The sequence below is a fragment of the Plantactinospora sp. B5E13 genome, from assembly GCF_039871775.1.
In the GTDB taxonomy this organism is placed as follows: Bacteria; Actinomycetota; Actinomycetes; order Mycobacteriales; family Micromonosporaceae; genus Plantactinospora.
On the sequence record NZ_JBDPLT010000051.1, the window covers coordinates 40,165 to 59,957 of the forward strand.

Sequence of the window (19,793 nt, forward strand, 5' to 3'; positions counted from 1 at the left end):
AGGCACGGTGGGGACGCCGGTGCACCCTCGAAAGTGTTTCGGTCGTACCCTGAAGCCTCAACGAAGGAGCTGCCTCGTGACGGTCGACGAAGGACGAAGGATCACCATCACCGCCATCGCCCAGGAGGCGGGTGTGTCGGTGCCCACCGTCTCCCGGGTGCTCAACGGCCGCAACGACGTCGCACCACAAACCCGGGAGCGGGTGGAGGAACTGCTGCGCCGGCACGGCTACCGGCGCCGGGCCACCCGACCGCGGGCCGGGGCCAGCCTCGTCGACCTGATCTTCAACGACCTGGACAGCCCGTGGGCGGTGGAGATCATCCGGGGCGTGGAGGACGTGGCACACGCCGCCGGGGTCGGCACCGTCGTCTCGGCGATCCACCGCCGCTCCACCTCGACCCGGCAGTGGCTGCAGAACCTTCGTACCCGAGCCACCGACGGCGTCATCCTGGTCGCCAGCGACCTCGCCCCGCCGGTGCACGCCGAACTGCGTCGGCTGAACGTGCCGATGGTGCTGGTCGACCCGGCGGGCGTGCCGAGCCTGGACATCCCGACCATCGGCGCGACGAACTGGGCCGGCGGGCTGCGGGCCACCGAGCACCTGCTGTCGCTGGGGCACCGGCGGATCGGCTTCATCGCCGGTCCGCCCCGGCTGCTGTGCAGCCGCGCCCGCCTCGACGGCTACCGGGCCGCGCTGGACGCCGCCGGCATCCCGCTGCGGGACGAGTTGATCGTGCCCGGCGACTTCTACCACGAGTCCGGCTTCTCCGGCGGCAGCGCGCTGCTGGACCTCGACGAACCACCGACCGCGATCTTCGCCTCCAGCGACCAGATGGCGTTCGGGGCGTACGAGGCGGTGCGCCGTCGTGCCCTCCGGGTGCCGGACGACGTCAGCGTGGTCGGCTTCGACGACCTGCCGGAGGCGCGGTGGGCCTCGCCTCCACTCACCACGGTGCGCCAGCCGCTCGCCGAGATGGGCATCCTGGCCGCCCGGACGGTGCTCCGGCTGGCCCAGGGAGAGTCGCTGGACACCCCGCGCGTGGAACTCTCCACCGACCTGGTGGTCCGGGACAGTTCGGCGCCGTACCCGCGACGCTGACCGTACCGGCCGCCGCGCCGTCGATCCTGGGCCGCGCCGCCCGCCTCCTGCGCCGCGACGGGATTACCGGGAGCCTTCCGGTAGGTCCCGCCGGCTCGTGGGCGGGTCGGGGCGGCGCCGGTGTCCCGGGGCGGGCCGGCGGTCCCTGGTTTCGGACCGGCCGGTGTTCCCTGCTGACTCGCCACCGATCCTGCCCGATTGACGGGGCGGGCCGGTTTGCCGGGTTAGAGGCGATCCGGCGCTGGGTACCCGCTAGCGACGCCCTGCCACCCGTCGGGGCGCGCGACGGCGAGGGAGTACCGATGAGACTCGACGACGACGACATCCGCAGCACCGCCGGCGGTGGCGGCGAGGGTCCGGCCGACGGTGGCGCGACCCCCGGCCAGCACGACGGTGGCGCGGACGGCAGTGCCGAGGGTCCGGCCGACGGTGGTGCCACCCCCGGCCAGCACGACGGTGGCGCGGACGGCAGTGCCGAGGGTCCGGCCGACGGTGGTGCCACCCCCGGCCAGCACGACGGTGGCGCCGACGGCGCCGCCCGGTAGGCCCGCGGCAGCACGATGCGCGAGAAACCGACCATGGGTGTGGCGCCGCCCACCCGGCGGACCGCACCGGCCCTGGGGCGCTGTGTGGCGGTCGAGCCGGCGAAGTTCGCCGCCGCCCACTGGGGACGGGTTCCGCTGCTCTCCCGGGCCACCGAACTGCCGAACCCGGCGGGTTTCACCGACCTGCTCAGTCCCGCCGACGCCGACGAACTACTCAGCCGGCGCGGGCTGCGTGCCCCGTTCCTGCGGGTGGCCCGTAACGGCGAGGTGCTGCCGACCGGGCGCTACACCGGCGGCGGCGGGGCGGGCGCCGAGATCGCCGACCAGGTACTCGACGAACGGGTCCTCGCCCTCTACGCCGACGGTGCCACCCTGGTGCTCCAGGGACTGCACCGCACCTGGCCGGCGCTGATCGACTTCACCCGTGAACTGAGCCTCACCCTGGGGCAGCCGCTACAGGTCAACGCCTACCTGACCCCACCTGGCAACCAGGGCTTCGCCACCCACTACGACACCCACGACGTCTTCGTACTCCAGGTCGACGGGCACAAGCACTGGCGGATCCACGAGCCGGTGCTGCCCGACCCGCTGGAACGGCAGCCCTGGGGCGGGCGGGCCGACGAGGTGTCGGCGGTCGCCGACGGGCCACCCGCGCTGGACGTGGTGCTGGCCCCCGGCGACGCGTTCTACCTGCCCCGGGGCTGGCTGCACAGTGCCGCGGCCCGGGACGAGGCGAGCCTGCACCTCACCGTCGGGGTGCGGGCACTGACCCGGTACGCGGTCGTGGAGGCGCTGCTCGACCTGGCCGCCGAGGACCGCCGGCTCCGCGCCGGGCTGCCCCTCGGCGTGGACGTCGCCGATGTCAACCAGCTCGAACCGGAACTGACCGAGACCGTCGAGGCACTGCGGGACTGGCTGCTGCGGGCCGATCCGGCGGCCGTCGCGGAACGGTTGCGGCGCCGGGCCTGGCCGGCCGCCCGACCGGCGCCGATCCGACCGCTTGCCCAGGCCGCCGCGATCGCCCGGCTCGACGCCGACACCCGGCTGACACCCCGGCCGGGACTGCGCTGGCAGCTGCGGCCCGAGCCCGCCGACGGCGACGGCGACAGCCCGGGCCGGGTGGGCCTGCTGCTGTTCGACCGTGCCGTCAGCTTCCCGGCGCAGTGCGCGCTCGCCCTCCGGGCGTTCCTCGCTGGCGGCGTGACCCGGGTTGGCGATCTGCCCGGGCTGGACGACGACGCCGACCGGATCGTGCTGGCCCGCCGGCTGCTCCGCGAAGCCGTCGCCGTCGAGGTCTAGGAAGGGGGCCTTCCCGTCGCCGGGGCGGTAGCCCGGTGCTGTGGAAGGGCCCTTCCGCACCCCCTTGGGGTGGGATCACCGGAGCAGCCCGAAGAGCGCGCCGGTGGTGACCAGGCCGGCGACGACCACCACCAGTCCGGCCCGCAGATCCAGTCCGGCGTGCCGCCGCTCGGCGAGGACCTTGGCCGGCAACAGCCCGACCACCGGCCCGAGCAGGGCGACCAGCAGACTCAGGACCGGCATCGCGACCGCGAGGTCTCCGCCGTACCGGAGACCGACCGCGCGGGCGGCCAACCCGAGGGCGTACGCGGCGGCCGAGCCGAGGACCCCGAACAGGGCCAGCAACGGCCGGGTCGTGCCCGGCAGCTCGCCCGGCGTACGGGCCCGTTCGAGCAGTTCACGGGCGCCGTCGAGCAGCGCCTCGGTGTCACCGACCGCCCCGGCCCGGGGCAGCGGCGGTTCGCCCAGGCGCCGGTTGGCCGCGCCCAGGTGCCCGCGCAGGGTGCTCCAGAGATGCAGCACCTCGGCCTCGGTGGCGTCGACCTCCTCCTGGGCCGCCGCCACCTCCGCCTCGGCCCGCCGTACCGCCTGCTCCGCGTCCCGTACCGCGCGTTCGGCGGCGCGGCACTGGCGCGCGTACCAGGCGTCCGCCTCGGCCCGCTCGGCGTTGGCCCGGCCGGTCACCTCGGCCAGTTGCCGGATGGCCCGGGCGTACGACTCGACGGGTTCCGGTTCGTCGGTCATCGGGACGGTCCATACGGGATGATCACCTGGCCGGTACGGTGCACCGCCCGGTCGAAGAACAGGCCACGCCAGGGCCGGGGATACCAGTCGGGGCCGCTGCCCGCCGCAGGGTAGAGGGAGGTGCCCAGTTCCGCCCCCTGCACGTCCAGGGCGATCCAGGCGCCGATCTGGTCGGTACGCGACGCCGGCCCGCCGAGGTCGGCCCGCATCCGGGCCACCCCGCGCCACCAGGCGAAGGTGTGGGTACGTCGCTCGGGGCCGTTGTGCAGGATGTGTCGCAGGTGCTCCAGTCCGGTTCGCCCGCCGAGGCTGCCACCGAGTTGCCCGGCCGCCGCGTCGACCGCGTAGAGGAGCAGGTAGTGCGGTTCGCCAGGGGCGCTGCCCCGGCCGAGCCCGTTCGCTGTCTCGGCCATCAGCTCCGTGATGTCCTCCTCGTCGTACCAGGCGGCGTCGTCGCCCAGCGCCTCGTAGAGCGAGCGGGCCGCGGTGTCGGCGTCCGGGTCCAGGCAGGCGATGGAGAACCGGGCGGTACCGGGCCGGTGTTGGCGGCGCAGCGAGCGGGCCGCCGCCTCCAGCACCGCGCAGGCCTCGTCCACGCCGGTGCCGAGCACCGCCAGGTTGCGTCCCGGGGCCCGGGGCAGCCGCATCCCGGCCGATCTCGCCTGCACGTCGATGATCTCGCCGAGCAGGGCGACCGGCCCTCGGGCGCCGCCCGGGGCCCGCTCGACACCGGCGTCGGTGCCGGCCTCCCGGGTGGCATCGCCGGCGGTGCGGGATTCCCGGCCGGCGGTGCCGACCCGCTCCGTCCCGGGCGGCCGGAGGGCGACGAAGTCGGGTGCCTCGTCCAGCCGGGGGATCGCGTCACCGTCGAAGAGCCGGGCCGGGGCGGCGTCCGGGGGCCGCATCCGCCACAGCCGGTGCTGCAGGTCGCTCCAGGTGCCCCAGTCACTCGCGGCCGGAATCCGGGCCACCTGGTTGCCCTCCGGCATGCCGGACTCGGCGTTGACCACGGCGTGGTGCCGGGGCAGGGTCTGCGCGACGTCGTTGCGTTCGGCCAGGATCCGCAGCGCCTTGGGCAGCGCGATCCGGAGGGTGAACTGGGCGACCAGGGCCGGGCGGCCCCAGAGCGCCTCGATGCCCCGGACATCCTGCGAGGCGAGGACCAGGTGGATGCCCTGGGACCGGCCGCGCCGGGCCAGGTCCTCCAACAGGTCGGCGGACTCCCGGGCGACCGCGTCCCGGCCGGCGAGCAACATCTGGAACTCGTCGACCACGGCGACGATCCGAGGCCAGCGTCCCTGCGGGTCGACGCTGCGAAGTTCGGAGAGCTTGGTGACCTCGTGCCGTTTTGCGGCGTCGGCCCGTCGGCGCAGTTCCTCGGCGAGGAAGCGTAGCAGGGCGAGCCCGAACTCGCGGTCGGTGTTGACGTTGATGCCCACCAGCCGCATGTGCGGCAGCCAGCTCGGGTCGCGCCGACCCTGGGCGAACCGGGCGAACGACACCCCCTCCTTGAAGTCGAGCAGGTAGAACTCCAGCTCGGCGGGGGAGTAGCGGGCGGCGAGCGCACCGATCCAGGCGAAGATCAGATTGGTCTTGCCGGTGCCGGACGGGCCGCCGATCAGGGCGTGCGGCGGGTAGTCCCCGAGGGTCAGCAGCACCGGTCGACCCTGCGGGCCGTCGCCGATCGGCGCGGTCAGCCCGTGCGACGAGTCCTCCCGCCACATCTCGTCCACCGGCGGCAGCAGGTCGGTGAAGGGGGTCGGTGGGGGACCGGCGTTGACCCGGGTGGCGACCTCCCGGCTGGTCTCGGTGACGAGGGTGGCCGGCGGTGCGGGATCGAGGCGTACCGGCAGGTCGGGACAGGAGTCCAGGCGGGCCTCGGCGTCGGTCACCACCACCCGGCAGACGGTCGGTTCGGCGGGCAGCGCGATGCCCCGTACCACCAGGTGCACGCCACAGGCGGCACCGGTCCGGACCACCCGGTCCAGCTGTCCCCGCTCGTGCCGGGACAGTTCCTCGCCGCCGAGCAGCACCGCCACCCGCCACGGTTCGGGGCGCCGACCGGTTGCCGCGGCCAGCTCCCGCAGCGACCGGTACTCGCCGGCGAGGACGGTCTCGTTGATCCGGCGGATCTGGTCGACGAGGTCGTCGAGGAGTCGGGCCAGGCCGCCGGGACCGACGAAGGTCAGCAGGCCGGCGGTGGAGAGCGGGGCGAATCCGGCGAGTCCGCCACCGAGGTGTTCCGGGTCGTAGCCGATCAGCCGGACCGCTCCGGGGGCGGCCCGGCCGAGGGCACGCAGCAGCAGGGTGGCGACGACGTCGTCGCAGCCGGCCCGGTCCGTACCGGACAGCTGTACGTGGCCGGTGTCGAGCAGCGGCACCAGCGCCGGAACCGTCGGGCTGCCGGGCAGGCGGATCGTGCCGATCCGCAGTGGTCCGGGTGGCTCGCCCCGGGTCACCGGTGTCGGCCGCCAGTCCGGCCAGTCCGTGCTGGCGGCACCCGGCGCCTCCCGGGCCGCCGCCGTACCGGCGCGGTTGGCGAGGCGGTCGATCTGGGCGGCGTACCGGTCGGCGAGGTCGGCGACCCGGCGGTCGCGTTCGGTACCGACCCGGTCCGGCACCCGGGCCGCTGCCTCCCGGACCCGCCGGAGCCGCTGCGCGGCGGCGTCCAGTTCGGTCCGGGCCGTGCCGAGTCGGGTCCGGGACGAGCCCAGGGCGTGCGACAACATGGTGCGGACCCGGGTGACGAGCTGGGTCCGGAGGTCAGGCATGGGTGTCCCGGGGTGCGCGGGCGGTGACCGGGCGCTGGTCGACGCCGAGCCGCTGCATGAGCAGCCCGGTGACGATTCCGGCGGCGACCGCCGGATCGGCGGGGTGTGGCTGCTCCACCGGATTCTTCGGCGGTGGCATCCGGCAGACCCGGCTGAGCAACGTCTCCAGCACGGCGGGTGGCAGGTTGGGCAGCAGGTCGGTGACCCGGCTGCCGACCTCCCGGCGTAGCCGGGGCAGGTCGGCAGCCCGGGGTGGGTGACCGAGCAGTGTGGTGGCCAGGTCCCGGAGCACCGGCGGCGCGACCGAGGCGAGGCCGAGCCCGACGTTGGCCTCGACCGCGCGCAGTTCGGTCTGCAGCCGGCCCCGGTCGCCGGAGCGGACACCGGTGGTCACCCGGCGCAGCAACTCCTCCGCGTCGGTGATCTCCCGGTCCGGTTCGACCGCCGGGGCGTCCCGGCGGTCGAACAGCTCGGCGACCCGCACCGCCCACCACCGTCCGGCGGGTCCGGCGGCGACACGGCGGGGCGCGGCCAAGGGCTCGGCGGCCGGTGGGCCGGGACGCTCACCGGCGGGGCCCGGCGGCCGGGCGGCCGGGGTGCCGTCCCGGCCGAGACCGATCGCCGCCAGGTAGGTGGCGAGTTGGTCCTGGGCCAGTCGGAGGGCGTGGCCGGCAGTCTCCGCGTGTTCGGTGGCGGCGGAGAGTTCCGGTACGCCGAGCGGGTCGACAGATTCCTGCCGGACCCAGCGCAGCCGTTCGGAGGCGAGCGTGAGCCGGTCGAGCGCCTCCACCACCAGGGCGATCGGCAGGTCGTCGGAGGCGGCCCGGACCTGGGCGCCGAGGTCGGAGATGATGGACATCCGGATCAGAGGGTCGAGACGTAGAGCTGGGCCTGTTCCACCGCGGCGAGGGTCGCGGCGAGACATTCCTCCAGCTCCTGGGCGGCCTGGGAGAGCGATGCCTGGGCGGCGTCGACAGTGCTGTGTCCACTGCCCTCCAACGCGCCGGCCAGGGTCTGTTGTGCCTCGGCCAGTTTCTCGCTGGCGGCCTGGACCGCGGCCTGGCCGTCGCCGATCTGTTGGAGCGCGGCATCGATGGCTGCCTTCAACTCGGCGACGCTCGCCACGGCGAAACCTCCTGGGGGCGGGGAGGGCTCTTATTAGAGCTTATCCCTCGGACCGGTCGGTGGCCCCCTGGGCGTTTGCTGCCCGGGTGTCCGGTCCACCGGGGGCGGCCAAGATCGGGTGCAGCTCAGGCGAGCTGCTACTTTCTGTGGTCGAATGACTACCGAGTCGGATCTCCGACAGTTTGGGTGGTCGGGCTACGTCAACGCAGCCACCGCGGGCCGCGTACCTCGGCACCGAGCGCGGCCACCCGGGACCGCAACTCCCGGTCCGCGGTGACCACCACACACCTCCGCCCGGTGCCCTCGGCGCCGACCAGGGCCACGATCGTGTCGTCCCCGGACCCGTCGGCGGCGACCACCCGGACCTCGTCGATGCCCGGCACCCGACGGGACACCCCCTCGACCACCAGCACCACCTCCACCGGAGGAGCCAGTCCCGGCAGGCCCAGCCGGCCCACCGGCGCGAGCCGGTCCCGCAGCCCGGCGGTCGCCGCGGCCCGGTCACGCCACCAGCCGTCCGGAGTCGAGCCCACGACATTGGCGGCGTCCACGACCAGCAACGACCCGGGTTCCATCGGCCCAGCCTGCCACCATCCGTCGGCACGGCCGGCAGCGACCCGGCGGCACGCCGGACCACCCCGGCCCGCGGCCCGGAAGCACGGCCGGCGCGAGGGCCCGACGGGGACGAACAGACGACCGATAGGCGGCGTTTGTCGGGCCTTCCGCCGGGTAGGCCAGGTGGCGCCAGTGTCCGTGCCCGCGAGGGACGCGCCCATGAGGGGGACGAAGATGACTCAGGGACCCGGCGACTTCGGTGCCGACCCGTGGGACGAGTTCCTGGCCCGGTACTTCGGGCGGGGGGAGAGCCGGCGGCAGGGGCAACGGGTGGACATCACCCGGCTGATGACCGCGGACGCCCGGGAGATGCTCGCCGACGCGGCCCGGCGGGCCGCGCAGGCCGACAGCAGCGACCTGGACACCGACCATCTGCTCTGGGCGGCGCTGCAGCGGGAACCCCTACGTGACCTGCTCAGCCGGGCCGGCGCGGACCCGGAGGCGCTGCAGGGCGCGCTCGGCGGCGAACGGCGGGTGGAGCGCCCCGCGCGGCACGGCCAGGTCCCCTCGAACATGTCGCTCACCCCGGCCGCGAAACGGGCACTGCTCGACGCCCACCAGCTCTCCCGGGCGATGGGCGCCTCGTACATCGGTCCCGAACACATCCTGATGGCCCTGCCGCTGAACCCGGAGTCCCCGGCCGGTCGGATGCTCGCCGCCGGTCGGATCCAGCCGCAGTCGCTGCAGGCGGCCAGCGCCAACGCGGGCGGCAACGCCGGGCCGCCCGACCGGGGCACCCCCACCCTCGACCAGTACGGCCAGGACCTCACCGACCTCGCCCGGGCGAACGAGGTCGACCCGGTGATCGGCCGGGCCGACGAGATCGAACAGGCGGTGGAGATCCTGTCCCGGCGGACCAAGAACAACCCGGTCCTGATCGGCGAGGCCGGGGTGGGCAAGACCGCCATCGTCGAGGGCCTCGCCGAGCGGATCGCCGACGGTGACGTGCCACAGACGCTGCTCGGCAAGCGGGTGGTCCAGTTGGACCTCGCCGGTCTGGTCGCCGGGACCCGCTACCGGGGCGACTTCGAGGAGCGGCTGAAGAAGGTGATCGACGAGATCCGGGCGCACGGCGACGAGCTGATCGTCTTCCTCGACGAGCTGCACACGCTGGTCGGTGCCGGCGGCTCCGGCGCCGAGGGCGGGATGGACGCCAGCAACATGCTGAAACCGGCGCTGGCCCGGGGCGACATGCGGGTGATCGGGGCGACCACGCTCAACGAGTACCGGCGCTACATCGAGAAGGACGCCGCGCTCGCCCGGCGCTTCCAGCCGGTGCTCGTCCCGGAGCCCACCATCGACGACACCACCGAGATCCTGCGCGGGCTGCGGGACCGTTACGAGGCCCACCACCAGGTCCGGTTCACCGACGAGGCACTGGTGGCGGCGGCCGAGCTCTCCGACCGGTACATCACCGACCGGTTCCTGCCCGACAAGGCGATCGACCTGCTCGACCAGGCCGGCGCCCGGGTACGGCTGCGGACCCGTACGCCGGCCGGCGACGTACGGGAGCTGGAGCGGGAACTGGAGGAGGTGAAGCGGGACAAGGACCAGGCCGTCGCCGACGAGCAGTACGAACGCGCCTCCGAACTGCGTGACCGTTGCCAGGAGTTGAAGGAACGGCTGGAGGCGGCCCGGGGAAACGGCGACCGGTCGAGGGTGCCCGAGGTGGGTCCACAGGAGATCGCCGAGGTGGTCTCCCGGGCCACCGGGATCCCGGTCAGCCAACTCACCGAGGAGGAGCGGGACCGGCTGCTGCGCCTGGAGGGGCACCTGCACGAGCGGGTGGTCGGCCAGGACGACGCGGTGAGCGCGGTCGCCGAGGCGGTCCGCCGGTCGCGGACCGGCCTGGCCGACCCGGACCGGCCGATGGGCAGTTTCCTGTTCCTCGGCCCGACCGGGGTCGGCAAGACGGAACTGGCCCGGGCCCTGGCCGAGGCGCTCTTCGGCGAGCAGGACCGGATGGTCCGGCTGGACATGAGCGAGTTCCAGGAACGGCACACGGTGAGCCGGCTGGTCGGCGCCCCGCCCGGCTACGTCGGGTACGAGGAGGCGGGTCAGCTGACCGAGGCGGTACGCCGGCGCCCGTACGCCGTGGTGCTGCTCGACGAGATCGAGAAGGCCCACCCGGACGTCTTCAACATCCTGCTGCAGGTCCTCGACGACGGTCGGCTCACCGACAGTCAGGGGCGGACGGTCAACTTCCGGAACACCGTACTGATCATGACCAGCAACCTGGGTTCGGAACTGATCACCGGCACCCAACGCAGCGTCGGGTTCGGCGGCGGCGCCGAGGGCGGGGAGGACCAGGAGAACACCGAGCTGCGGGAACGGCTGATGCGTCGCCTCCAGGAGCAGTTCCGACCGGAGTTCCTGAACCGGATCGACGAGGTGATCATCTTCCGTCGGCTGGAGAACGAGCAGCTGCGGCAGATCACCGAACTGCTGCTGGACGAGACCCGGCGGCGGCTGCACGCCCAGGACATCCTCGTCGACTTCACCACCGAGGGGGTGGACTGGATCGCCGAGCACGGCTACGAGCCGCAGTTCGGGGCCCGGCCACTACGCCGGACCATCCAGCGAGAGGTCGACAACCGGCTCTCCCGGATGCTGCTCGACGGCACGCTCGTGCCGGGACAGCGGGTCACCGTGGACGCCCGCGACGACCAGCTGACCTTCGAGGTGTCCGAGGGGAAACGCTCCGGTGGGCGCAGCCCGGCGGCCCTCTCCGCGGGCCGGTGAGCGGCGGTGCGCGCCGCCCCCGAGCACGCCGGACGTGCCGCCCCGGCGTGCCCGCCGAAGTCGAGTGGAGGAGAACAGCGTGAGCCAGCCCGAGGAGAACCGCGAGAAGAGTCCGAAGACCGACGCCGTGCTGCGACCGCCGACCTCAGGTCCCGAGTCGCCCCGGCCGCGGCCGCCCAGGGCGGCGCGGACCAGGGCGGAGGAGGAACCTGCGCCGGAGACGACCGAGGCGACGGAGGAGGCCTGAGATGGTACGACAGCAGCGGGTCGAACCGGAGGTGGAGCAGCTGTGGAACGACTTCCACAGCTGCGTCAACGTCACCTCGGAGCAGTTGCGCAGCTGGCTGTTGACCCAGGGCTCGGGTGAGGAGGCGTTCGGCGCCGACCCGGATCTGGGGCTTCCCGAACCGGGTCGACACATTCTCGCCGTACTGCGCAAGCGCAAGGTCGACCTGACCGACGAGGACATCAGGACCATGCGGGAGACGGTCGCGGAGATCCAGGATCTGCTCGACACCCGCCCCGCCGCGGGGGTGACCGACGAGGGGTGGCGCCGTTCGCTCCTGGACCTGGGTCACGACCCGCTGATCGAGCGGTAGCCGGCCGAGGTCCGCCCGGCGGGAACCGGGCGGACGATCCTGCCGCGGTCACGCTCGGCGTGACCGCGGCAGGATCGTGTCCGGCGGGCACCGCCGCGCATCACTCCCCGCTGATGGTGGAGCCGTCGAGGCCGGCGACCTCCGCCGCTGTGGTCCGCTCGACCCGGATCGCCTCCTCCCGGGCCAACAGCGCGGCGTACTCGGCGACGTCCTCCGGGTTCGGCAGCTCCGGGACCCGGCGCAGGAAGGCTTCCACGTCCCGCGAGGCGGCGGTGTGGGCGGCGGCGATCCGGCGGGCGGTCTCCCGGTCGTCCTCGGGCGGCAGTAGATCGGTCATACCGGTACCGGTACCCGCTGTCGGCCGGTTCGCACCGCCGACCCGCGTACCCGTGCGCCGCCCGGCCCGGAACCGGGCGGCGCACGGTGGTCGGTGCCCCGCCGACCGGGGGTCGGGCCCGGACCGCCGGGGCGCTGGCCGTCGGCGTGCCGGGCCCGGATCGGGCGGGGCACCGTCAAGGTAGCCGTCCGGAAACTGGCGGGGTATATCCCGGCTGACTCATACCGCTCGCCAGGGCGGGCACGGCACGACTAGCATCCTGCGATCCGACGTCTTCCCCCGCGTCGATCGACCTCCCTCGTAGGAGCCCGCGTGCCCGTCCCTCGAACCGGTCACCGACCGGCGGTCCTGCTCGCCTACGCCGCGTTCGTTTTCGTCGGTGTGAGCGCCGGGGTCGGTGGCGTTCTGCTGCCGGCCCAGATCCTCGACTACCAGGTGGACAAGGCGGCCATCGGGACCACCTTCTTCACCTTCTCCGCCGGATTCCTGCTGGCCGGGATCACCACCGGAAGACTGATCGACCGCACCGGCGTCCGGATCGCGCTCGTGGTCGGCGGCGGCGCCTTCGTGGTGGCGGGCCTCTACACGGCCGTCCGACCGCCGTTCCTGGCGTTCGTCGCGGTGCAGGTGCTGGCCGGGTATGGCATCGGCGTACTGGAGTCGGTGCTCAACGCCTACCTCAGTGAGTTGCCGGGCGCGGCCACCCTGCTCAACCGCCTGCACGCGTTCTTCGGGGTGGGCGCGCTGGTCGGGCCGGCGTTGGCCGCGTGGATGCTGACCAGGCTGCCCTGGACGGCGGTGTGGCTGGTGCTCGCCCTGGCCTGCCTGCCACTGGTCGTCGGCTTCCTGACGGTCTACCCGGCCCGGTCGGCACCCGCCGACGCCGTCCCGGCCGCCGGCACGGACGTCCGCCCCGGTGACGACACCCGTCCGGACGGCCCGGGTGACGTGGCCGGCGCCCACACCCGTGCCGTGGAGGGGGCTGGCGGTGGCCTGCTGGGCGCGGCGCTGCGGCAGCCCGCGGTGCTGTTCGGCGCGCTCTTCCTCACCGTCTACGTCGGCCTCGAGGTGAGCGTCGGCAACTGGGCCTTCAGCTTCCTCGTGGATGGGCACCAGCAGACGGCCGTGCTCGCCGGATACACCGTCAGCGGCTACTGGTTGGGGCTGACCGTGGGCCGGTTCGTCATCAGCCCGGTCGCCACCCGGCTCGGGCTGACCCCGGTCGGCACCGTGCTCGGCTGCCTCGCCGGGGTCGCGGTGAGCGCCCTGCTGGCCTGGCTGGCGCCGACCGCCGCGCTGGCCAGCGTCGGGTTGGTGCTGCTGGGCTTCTTCCTCGGCCCGGCCTTCCCGACCGCGATGGCCCTGGTGCCCCGGTTGACCTCGGCCCGGCTGGTACCCACCGCGATCGGGGTGATGAACGGCGTCTCGGTGATCGGCGGGGCGGCGCTGCCCTGGCTCGCCGGAGTGATCGCCCAGCACGTCGGGGTCTGGACACTCCTGCCGTTCGTGCTGGCCCTGGCCCTCGTCCAACTGGCGATCTGGTGGCCGCTGACCCGTCGGATCAGCGCCGGTTGAGCCGGCCTGTGGCCACGTAGGACGGTGTCCGGAGGCGTCAGGCGCTGCCCGGCGGGGTCAGGCGGCGGCCAGGTCCTGCGGGCCGAAGGTGGGGTTGCGGGCCAGCCAGGCGAGGTAGTTGGGGTTGCGGGACAACGAGTCGCTGTACGCGGCGACGGCGTGTCCGAGTACCCGGTCGGCGACCGCGGCGGCCGGGGCCTCCGGGTGCCAGCCGAGCAGCAGCCGCCAGCGCAGCGGCGTGTTGGCCAGGGGACGGGTCACCAGGCCGGAGACCGGCCGGAACGTCGCCTGGGCCAGCGCGACCGCCTCACCCGCCTCGACCAGGTCGATGCAGCTGCGGATGTCGGTCTCGTAGATCTTGCGCGGGGTGAAACCGGCCCGGGCGCAGGCCGCCACGAAACAGCTCTCGAAGCAGCCGTCGCCGGGCGCCGCTGCCCAGCGCTGCTCACTGAGCGCGGCCAGGTGCACCTCGTCCTCGGCGGCCAACGGGTGCGCCTCGGGCAGCAGGACGAACACCGCGTCCACCGCCACGGCCCGCCAGGTCAGCCCGAACTCGGCGGACGGGGTCGCGTCACCGCAGACCCCGGAGAGCACGTAGTCGAGTCGGCCGCTGAGCACCATCTGGGCCAGCTCGTCGACCGACCAGGACGCGTGCGTGCTGATCTGCGCGTGCGGCTGGTCGGCGGCGAGCCGGTGCACCAGCCCACCGAGGATCGGGCTGTTCACCCCGCCGAACCGGAACCGGGTCATCGTCGTACCGGTGCCGGCGAGCCGGGCGGCCTCGTCCTGCAGCCCCTTCATCGCGGGCAGCAGCACCCGGGCCCGGGCCAGCACCAACTCGCCCAGCGCGGTCGGTCGGGCACCCCGCCGGTCCCGTTCGAAGAGCGGGCCGCCGAGCGTGCGCTCGATGCGCTGGAGCTGTGCGGTGAGGGCGGGCTGTGCCAACCCCAGGGTCGAGGCCGCCTTGGTCACGCTGCCCGTCTCCGCGATCGCGCAGACCACCTTGAGGTGCCGCAGCTCCAGGTTCATAGCGTGACGGTAGGACCCGGACGGGATTCTCGGGAAGACCTTTGGACAATGAAAGATCCCCCAAAGGAAATGCAAACTACGCCCGAACGGACACCTGAATCTGCCGAGCGGCCCAGAGCAGCCCTCGTTCGGTGATCATCCGGATCGGCGGAAGCGTCAGATCGTCGAGTTTGTGGCCGACGGTCGAGACGAAGACCCGGCCCGCGCCCCACTGCCGGGTCCAGACCGCGGGCACGGTGACGGTTCGCCGCCAGGGGCTGTCCGTTCCCTCCGGACCGTCCGCCGGCCCCGGCTGCGGCCCCGGCTCGAACGTCACGGTCGCCAGTACGTCGTTGAGCGGATCGGTCAGCACCCAGTACTTCTCGGTCTGCAGGGCCACCGTGCCGACACCCCGGACGATCGGGTGGTCGGCCCGGTCCGGCAGCACGGTCAGTTCGTGGTCGACGAACCCCGGTGGGTGGTGGACGAAGACCCCGCCGGTGAGTTGCTGGTAGGCGTTGTGGTGGAAGGCGGCGACGATGCCACCGTGCCAGCCGGCGAAGCCGGTTCCGGCCCGTACCGCCGAGGCCAGGCCGGCCGCCTGGGCGTCGGTGATGCTCCCCATCGACCAGCACTGCACCACCAGGTCGGCGGCGCCCATCCGGTCGGCGTCGGTGTAGACCGCGAGATCGTCGTGGACCTCGACGGAGAATCCCCGGTCGCGCAGGAACGGGATGAACAGGTCCGTCGCCGCCACCGGTACGTGGCCGTCCCAACCACCCCGTACCACCAGTGCGTCGCGCACCGTCACCACCGTCCACCCCGACTCCGGCCACCGCCGGACCGTCCGACCGTGGTCGGCCCCGCCCGGTTCCCCGGGCGGGGCCTTCGAAGGATCATGACATCCCGGACCGTCGGTACGTTCAGCCCCGGGCCGGCTCCTCGGGCAGGTCCTCGACGTACGTCGGTCGGCCGGTCACCACGTCCCGGACCTTGTCCACCACCCCGAGGGCCGGCTCGACGACCTTGTTCCACGGTGGGGTGTCCGGGGTGCCCGGGTGGGGGCGGGTCGGTGCGGCCTCCTCGGCGATCTCCACCCGGTTGCCCAGCCGGATCAGGTCCGTCTCGCTCGTCGACTCCCGCAGCGCCGGGAAGATCACCGTCCGGGCGGTCTCGGCGTGCCGACGCAGCCGGTGGGCGAGGTCGTCGGCGAGTTGGTCGAACCGGGTGTCGGCCGGGGTGACGTCGGAGAGCTCGGCCAGCGTACGCCGCAGTTCGGTGTCCGCCTCGAGCTCCCGGTCGGCCAGCGCCCCGCCGTCGGGCAGCACGCTGCGGACCGTCGGGTAGAGGTACTGCTCCTCTCCGGAGAGGTGCCGGGCCACCGTCGCGGTCAGCACCTCGGCGACCTGGCTGCGCCGCTCCGGTCCGGTGTCGTCGGTGAGCTCGGCGCAGAGCGCCGCGATCTGGTCGTGCTCCTCGGCGAGCAACTCGAGCATGCTCTGTCCGCCCGGCCGGTAGTTCTCGTCCTCCCCGGTCGGGGGCAGCGGGGGCAACGGCGCGCTCACGGTGGGCCTCCTCACGAAACTGGTCCAGGAACCGGTGCCACCGTATCGACCGGGGCTGTTGCCTGGACAGCCGGCAGGTACCCGAGCCTCGGGTCGGCGAAACCCGCGGCCGGGTGGGGCCGGTCGGTCCGACCGGGTCGGCTGGTATGAAGAAGCCCATGAGTAGCCATTCCGCGTCCGTCCCGCCGAGCGCCGCCGACGAGGTCGTCGAGCTGTGTCGGGACCTGCTCCGCATCGACACCAGCAATACCGGCGACAACGCCACCACGGTCGGTGAGCGGGTGGCCGCGGAGTACGTCGCCGAGAAGCTCGCCGAGGTGGGCGTCGAGGCGCAGTTGCGGGAGTCGGCGCCCGGCCGGACCAGTCTGGTCGCCCGGATTCCCGGCACCGACCCGTCGCGGGGTGCGCTGCTGGTGCACGGCCACCTGGACGTGGTGCCGGCGGACGCCGCGGAGTGGTCGGTGCACCCGTTCTCGGGGGAGATCTCCGACGGCTACCTGTGGGGTCGGGGTGCCATCGACATGAAGGACTTCGACGCGATGGTGCTGGCGGTGGTCCGCGACTGGCAGCGCACCGGCGTACGCCCACCGCGTGACCTCGTCCTCGCCTTCACCGCCGACGAGGAGGCGGGTGGCGAGTACGGTGCGCACTTCCTGGTCGACCGGCACCCCGACCTGCTCGAGGGGTGCACCGAGGCGATCGGCGAGGTCGGCGGCTTCTCCTACACCGTCAACGACGACCTGCGGCTCTACCTGATCGAGACGGCGGAGAAGGGGCTCGAGTGGCTGCGGCTGCACGCCCGGGGCCGTCCCGGACACGGTTCGATGGTGCACGACGACAACGCCGTCACCGCGCTGGCCGAGGCGGTCGCCCGGGTCGGCCGGCACCGGTTCCCGGTGGTGGTCACCCCGACCGTGCGGTCCTTCCTGGAGCAGGTCTCCGAGGCGCTCGACATCGAGCTCGACCCGGACGACCCGGAGCTGGCGATCGCCAAGCTCGGCCCGATCGCCAACATCATCGGCGCGACCATCCGGAACACCGCGAACCCGACCCGGCTGGCCGCCGGCTACAAGGACAACGTGATCCCCGGCCGGGCCAGTGCGACCATCGACTGCCGCAGCCTGCCCGGCCAGTCCGACCTCTTCCTCGAACAACTGCGCGAGGTGGTCGGACCGGACATCGAGATCGAGTACATCCACCGCCAGCCGGCGGTGGAGACGAGCTTCGACGGGGAGCTCGTCGACGCGATGGCGGCGGCGCTGCGGGCCGAGGACCCGGGTGCCCGGGCCGTGCCGTACATGCTCTCCGGCGGTACGGACGCGAAGGCGTTCCAGAAGCTCGGCATCCGCTGTTTCGGGTTCGCGCCGCTGCGGCTGCCGGCCGACCTGAACTTTTCCGCGTTGTTCCATGGCATCAACGAGCGGGTGCCGGTCGAGGGGCTACAGTTCGGCGTGCGGGTGCTCGACAGGTTCCTCCGCCAGAGCTGACGACGCCAGAGCTGACGACGCCGGTTCTGGTGAGACGTTCTGGTGGCGCCGGACCTGGCGACGGCACAGCCGGCCACGCCCGAATTGGACCGGCCGACCCTACCCGACCGACCTGTACCCGCTCCGCCTAGTCTCCGTCTGCCATCCAGTACCCCCGGCCGTGTCGGAGCGCCGCCTGCCCGGCGGACGTGCCGCACCGCCGCTGACAAACGTATCGAAGGGACAGACCACACCATGACCGACCAGCACGCCTCGCTGGACGCCGCTCTGGAACGGGTCATCGAGACCGCCCGGGCGCACCTCGCCGCGGTCCGGGCCGCCGAGGGCCGGATCGACGACGACGCCGTCTGGCAGGCGTACGTCGAGCTCAACAACGCGTCGTACGAGTACGACGAACTCCTGCTCGACGCCTTCGGCGAGGTCACGCCCTGGGACGTGGAGGCGATCGACCCGGACGAGGCGGACGAGCGGCTGGGCGCGGGTGGTGTCGACGGCGCCGAGCCGAACGACCCGCACCCGCTGGTGCTCTCCGTGCGTCACCGCCGGGACTACCGGGTCCCGAGTGTGGCGGCGCTGCTCCGGGTGGCCCAGGCGGCCCGCCGGGCCGGTGCCCCGGAGGACGAGGAGTCCGTCCCGGTCGAGGGCGTCGGCGAGGCGGTCCTCGAGCTGCTACAGACCGGCGACGGCTCGCTGGGCGCGTTGGACATTCCCGAGCTGGAGCCGCTGGACGGGGTGGTGATGGTCAGCGAGGTGGCCGTACCGCTCGACCTGGAGGCGTTCGACGACGAGGACAGCAGCGGGCCGTTCGCCCCCGGACCGGACGACCGCCTGGTCGGTCGGCTGGACGAGCACCCGTTCCTCTCGGACGCCGACGAGGAGGTCGAGCCGAGCCGGTAGGCGTCCGGCCGGCCGCGCCCGGGCCGCCCGGCCGGCTCAGTACGACAGACCCGGCTGCGCCTGGTTGACCACCCGGCGCCGCAGCACCACCTGGCGGGTGCCATCGCGGTAGAGCCGGACCCGGGCCAGTTCCCAGCCGGAGAACTCGGCCTGGATCGCCAGCTGCGCCATCGCGGTCACGCGGTCGACGTTCGGCGGTAACCGCAACGGCGCGTATTCGTAGTCCATGGCCCCTATCCTGCCCACCCTGATCGGCCGACACCAGTCCTTCGCCGGCGTGAGCTGGGCCTCCGGGCCACCTGCCCGGTCCGCCCCCGGCGGCGGCTCAGCCGTCCCGTTCCGGGTAGCCGACCGGTACCGCGGAGACGTCGTCCAGGGCCCGGGCGATCTCGTCCGGCAGGGTCATCCGTTCGACCTGGAGCGCGCCGAGCAGCTGCCCGACCGTACGGGCGCCGAGGATCGGCGCGACGACGCCGGGACGGTCGCGGATCCAGGCGAGCGCGACCTCCAGCGGCGACGCCCCCAGCCCGGACGCGGCGGTGGCCACCGCCTCCACGATGCTGGAGCAGCGGGGCTCCAGGTATCGGGCGACGAACCGGTCGAAATGGGCCGAAGCGGCCCGGGAGTCGGCGGGCCGGCCGTGCCGGTACTTTCCGGTCAGCACCCCGCGACCGAGCGGTGACCACGGCAGCACGCCGAGGCCCAGGCTCTCGCAGGCGGGCAGCACCTCCCGCTCAACGCCCCGTTCGAGCAGCGAGTACTCGATCTGGACGGCGACCACCGGAGCCCGTCCGGGGAAGGCTGCCTGCCAACTCGCGGCCTGCGCGGTCTGCCAACCGGAGAAGTTCGAGACGCCGACGTAGCGGACCCGCCCGCTGTTCACCGCGTGGTCCAGCGCCGACAGCGTCTCCTCCAACGGAGTGGCTGGGTCGTAGCCGTGCACCTGCCAGAGATCGACGTGGTCGGTGCCGAGCCGGCGCAGCGACGCGTCCAGGGTACGCAGCAGGTGACCCCGGGAACCGTCCCGGCGACGGGTGGAACCCGGGCGGAGGCCGGCCTTGGTGGCGATCAGCACGTCGTCCCGGGGCACCAGCGAGCCCAGCAGGGAGCCGATCACCGCCTCGGCGTCCCCGTCGCTGTACACATCGGCGGTGTCGACCAGGTTGCCCCCGGCGTCCAGGTAGCTCTTCAGTTGCGCGGCAGCGTCATCCGCGTCGGTGTCCCGACCCCAGGTCATGGTGCCGAGCGCGAGCCGGGAAACCGCCAGCCCGCTTCGGCCGAGCGGTCGCTGCTGCATGGTTGAACTCTATTCAGAACATCGTCCCGCCGATATCCTCGCTCCCGCCATAACCGGCGCGCGTTCCACCACAGAACGGGCGGGTGGG

At 73.4% G+C, this 19,793-nt stretch carries 20 protein-coding genes; 9 read left to right on the forward strand and 11 right to left on the reverse strand.

Translation table 11 applies throughout. The features are described 5' to 3' along the window. Window positions 1-76: 76 nt before the first annotated feature. From ABGB05_RS30950 to ABGB05_RS30960, 3 genes are all read left to right on the forward strand, one after another. Window positions 77-1,099, forward strand: a complete 1,023-nt coding sequence (locus ABGB05_RS30950; RefSeq protein WP_347657475.1) for a LacI family DNA-binding transcriptional regulator — start codon at window positions 77-79, stop codon at window positions 1,097-1,099. Window positions 1,100-1,401: 302 nt separating this feature from the next. Continuing rightward, the gene (locus ABGB05_RS30955; RefSeq protein ID WP_347657476.1) at window positions 1,402-1,644 is read left to right on the forward strand and encodes a hypothetical protein; all 243 of its coding nucleotides are present in this window, start codon (window positions 1,402-1,404) and stop codon (window positions 1,642-1,644) included. 15 nt (window positions 1,645-1,659) lie between these two features. Further along, entirely contained in the window at window positions 1,660-2,943 is a 1,284-nt protein-coding gene (locus tag ABGB05_RS30960; protein ID WP_347657477.1) for a cupin domain-containing protein, read from the forward strand. Between the two features lie 75 nt (window positions 2,944-3,018). Here the strand turns inward: ABGB05_RS30960 and ABGB05_RS30965 are convergent, their stop codons facing one another. The 5 genes from ABGB05_RS30965 to ABGB05_RS30985 all read right to left on the reverse strand — a co-directional run bounded on the left by ABGB05_RS30965 (window position 3,019) and on the right by ABGB05_RS30985 (window position 8,158). Further along, window positions 3,019-3,687 (reverse strand): hypothetical protein, encoded by a 669-nt coding sequence (locus ABGB05_RS30965; protein ID WP_347657478.1) that lies wholly within the window; start codon window positions 3,685-3,687, stop codon window positions 3,019-3,021. Next, window positions 3,684-6,458 (reverse strand): FtsK/SpoIIIE domain-containing protein, encoded by a 2,775-nt coding sequence (locus tag ABGB05_RS30970; RefSeq protein ID WP_347657479.1) that lies wholly within the window; start codon window positions 6,456-6,458, stop codon window positions 3,684-3,686. The genes ABGB05_RS30965 and ABGB05_RS30970 overlap by 4 nt, the downstream gene beginning before the upstream one ends. After that, window positions 6,451-7,317: a hypothetical protein gene (locus ABGB05_RS30975; RefSeq protein WP_347657480.1), complete on the reverse strand. Its 867-nt coding sequence runs from the start codon at window positions 7,315-7,317 to the stop codon at window positions 6,451-6,453. Before ABGB05_RS30975 ends, ABGB05_RS30970 begins: the two co-directional genes overlap by 8 nt. 5 nt (window positions 7,318-7,322) lie before the next feature. Beyond that, window positions 7,323-7,583, reverse strand: a complete 261-nt coding sequence (locus tag ABGB05_RS30980; RefSeq protein ID WP_331215004.1) for a hypothetical protein — start codon at window positions 7,581-7,583, stop codon at window positions 7,323-7,325. Between the two features lie 200 nt (window positions 7,584-7,783). Further along, window positions 7,784-8,158: a hypothetical protein gene (locus ABGB05_RS30985; RefSeq protein ID WP_347657481.1), complete on the reverse strand. Its 375-nt coding sequence runs from the start codon at window positions 8,156-8,158 to the stop codon at window positions 7,784-7,786. A gap of 214 nt (window positions 8,159-8,372) precedes the next feature. Here ABGB05_RS30985 and ABGB05_RS30990 point away from each other — a divergent pair, with 214 nt between their 5' ends. The 3 genes from ABGB05_RS30990 to ABGB05_RS31000 all read left to right on the forward strand — a co-directional run bounded on the left by ABGB05_RS30990 (window position 8,373) and on the right by ABGB05_RS31000 (window position 11,539). Beyond that, window positions 8,373-10,940 (forward strand): ATP-dependent Clp protease ATP-binding subunit, encoded by a 2,568-nt coding sequence (locus ABGB05_RS30990; protein ID WP_347657482.1) that lies wholly within the window; start codon window positions 8,373-8,375, stop codon window positions 10,938-10,940. A 79-nt stretch (window positions 10,941-11,019) separates the two neighbouring features. Next, window positions 11,020-11,187 carry a hypothetical protein gene (locus tag ABGB05_RS30995; protein WP_347657483.1) on the forward strand — a complete coding sequence of 56 codons (168 nt, stop codon included), beginning with the start codon at window positions 11,020-11,022 and terminating at the stop codon, window positions 11,185-11,187. 1 nt (window position 11,188) lies between these two features. Continuing rightward, window positions 11,189-11,539 (forward strand): DUF3140 domain-containing protein, encoded by a 351-nt coding sequence (locus ABGB05_RS31000; protein ID WP_347657484.1) that lies wholly within the window; start codon window positions 11,189-11,191, stop codon window positions 11,537-11,539. A gap of 100 nt (window positions 11,540-11,639) precedes the next feature. On the opposite strand, the gene ABGB05_RS31005 is transcribed toward ABGB05_RS31000, so the two are convergent. Beyond that, a complete protein-coding gene (locus tag ABGB05_RS31005; protein WP_347657485.1) occupies window positions 11,640-11,876 on the reverse strand; it encodes a hypothetical protein in 237 nt (78 codons plus the stop codon). A gap of 312 nt (window positions 11,877-12,188) precedes the next feature. Between ABGB05_RS31005 and ABGB05_RS31010 the strand changes: the two genes are divergently transcribed. Next, window positions 12,189-13,451 (forward strand): MFS transporter, encoded by a 1,263-nt coding sequence (locus ABGB05_RS31010; RefSeq protein WP_347657486.1) that lies wholly within the window; start codon window positions 12,189-12,191, stop codon window positions 13,449-13,451. Between the two features lie 57 nt (window positions 13,452-13,508). Here the strand turns inward: ABGB05_RS31010 and ABGB05_RS31015 are convergent, their stop codons facing one another. The 3 genes from ABGB05_RS31015 to ABGB05_RS31025 all read right to left on the reverse strand — a co-directional run bounded on the left by ABGB05_RS31015 (window position 13,509) and on the right by ABGB05_RS31025 (window position 16,024). Next, window positions 13,509-14,480: a LysR family transcriptional regulator gene (locus ABGB05_RS31015; RefSeq protein ID WP_347657487.1), complete on the reverse strand. Its 972-nt coding sequence runs from the start codon at window positions 14,478-14,480 to the stop codon at window positions 13,509-13,511. Between the two features lie 76 nt (window positions 14,481-14,556). Further along, on the reverse strand, window positions 14,557-15,264 hold the full coding sequence (locus tag ABGB05_RS31020) for a ThuA domain-containing protein (protein WP_347657488.1): 708 nt from the start codon (window positions 15,262-15,264) through the stop codon (window positions 14,557-14,559). A gap of 118 nt (window positions 15,265-15,382) precedes the next feature. Then, window positions 15,383-16,024, reverse strand: coding sequence for a hemerythrin domain-containing protein (locus ABGB05_RS31025; protein ID WP_347657489.1), 642 nt, complete (start codon window positions 16,022-16,024; stop codon window positions 15,383-15,385). A 158-nt stretch (window positions 16,025-16,182) separates the two neighbouring features. Here ABGB05_RS31025 and ABGB05_RS31030 point away from each other — a divergent pair, with 158 nt between their 5' ends. Further along, entirely contained in the window at window positions 16,183-17,511 is a 1,329-nt protein-coding gene (locus tag ABGB05_RS31030) for a M20/M25/M40 family metallo-hydrolase (RefSeq protein WP_347657490.1), read from the forward strand. A 234-nt stretch (window positions 17,512-17,745) separates the two neighbouring features. Then, window positions 17,746-18,408 (forward strand): hypothetical protein, encoded by a 663-nt coding sequence (locus ABGB05_RS31035; protein WP_347657491.1) that lies wholly within the window; start codon window positions 17,746-17,748, stop codon window positions 18,406-18,408. 36 nt (window positions 18,409-18,444) lie between these two features. On the opposite strand, the gene ABGB05_RS31040 is transcribed toward ABGB05_RS31035, so the two are convergent. After that, the gene (locus ABGB05_RS31040) at window positions 18,445-18,636 is read right to left on the reverse strand and encodes a DUF5703 family protein (RefSeq protein WP_347657492.1); all 192 of its coding nucleotides are present in this window, start codon (window positions 18,634-18,636) and stop codon (window positions 18,445-18,447) included. 97 nt (window positions 18,637-18,733) lie between these two features. Beyond that, window positions 18,734-19,705 (reverse strand): aldo/keto reductase, encoded by a 972-nt coding sequence (locus tag ABGB05_RS31045; RefSeq protein ID WP_347657493.1) that lies wholly within the window; start codon window positions 19,703-19,705, stop codon window positions 18,734-18,736. Window positions 19,706-19,793 lie beyond the last annotated feature (88 nt).

Bases quoted from the DNA above. Each gene is read 5' to 3' on its own strand.
- ABGB05_RS30955 (WP_347657476.1), top strand. From the start codon at position 1,402: ATGAGACTCGACGACGACGACATCCGCAGCACCGCCGGCGGTGGCGGC.
- ABGB05_RS30960 (WP_347657477.1), top strand. From the start codon at position 1,660: ATGCGCGAGAAACCGACCATGGGTGTGGCGCCGCCCACCCGGCGGACC.
- ABGB05_RS30965 (WP_347657478.1), bottom strand. From the start codon at position 3,687: ATGACCGACGAACCGGAACCCGTCGAGTCGTACGCCCGGGCCATCCGG.
- ABGB05_RS30970 (WP_347657479.1), bottom strand. From the start codon at position 6,458: ATGCCTGACCTCCGGACCCAGCTCGTCACCCGGGTCCGCACCATGTTG.
- ABGB05_RS30975 (WP_347657480.1), bottom strand. From the start codon at position 7,317: ATGTCCATCATCTCCGACCTCGGCGCCCAGGTCCGGGCCGCCTCCGAC.
- ABGB05_RS30985 (WP_347657481.1), bottom strand. From the start codon at position 8,158: ATGGAACCCGGGTCGTTGCTGGTCGTGGACGCCGCCAATGTCGTGGGC.
- ABGB05_RS30990 (WP_347657482.1), top strand. From the start codon at position 8,373: ATGACTCAGGGACCCGGCGACTTCGGTGCCGACCCGTGGGACGAGTTC.
- ABGB05_RS31000 (WP_347657484.1), top strand. From the start codon at position 11,189: ATGGTACGACAGCAGCGGGTCGAACCGGAGGTGGAGCAGCTGTGGAAC.
- ABGB05_RS31005 (WP_347657485.1), bottom strand. From the start codon at position 11,876: ATGACCGATCTACTGCCGCCCGAGGACGACCGGGAGACCGCCCGCCGG.
- ABGB05_RS31015 (WP_347657487.1), bottom strand. From the start codon at position 14,480: ATGAACCTGGAGCTGCGGCACCTCAAGGTGGTCTGCGCGATCGCGGAG.
- ABGB05_RS31030 (WP_347657490.1), top strand. From the start codon at position 16,183: ATGAGTAGCCATTCCGCGTCCGTCCCGCCGAGCGCCGCCGACGAGGTC.
- ABGB05_RS31035 (WP_347657491.1), top strand. From the start codon at position 17,746: ATGACCGACCAGCACGCCTCGCTGGACGCCGCTCTGGAACGGGTCATC.
- ABGB05_RS31040 (WP_347657492.1), bottom strand. From the start codon at position 18,636: ATGGACTACGAATACGCGCCGTTGCGGTTACCGCCGAACGTCGACCGC.
- ABGB05_RS31045 (WP_347657493.1), bottom strand. From the start codon at position 19,705: ATGCAGCAGCGACCGCTCGGCCGAAGCGGGCTGGCGGTTTCCCGGCTC.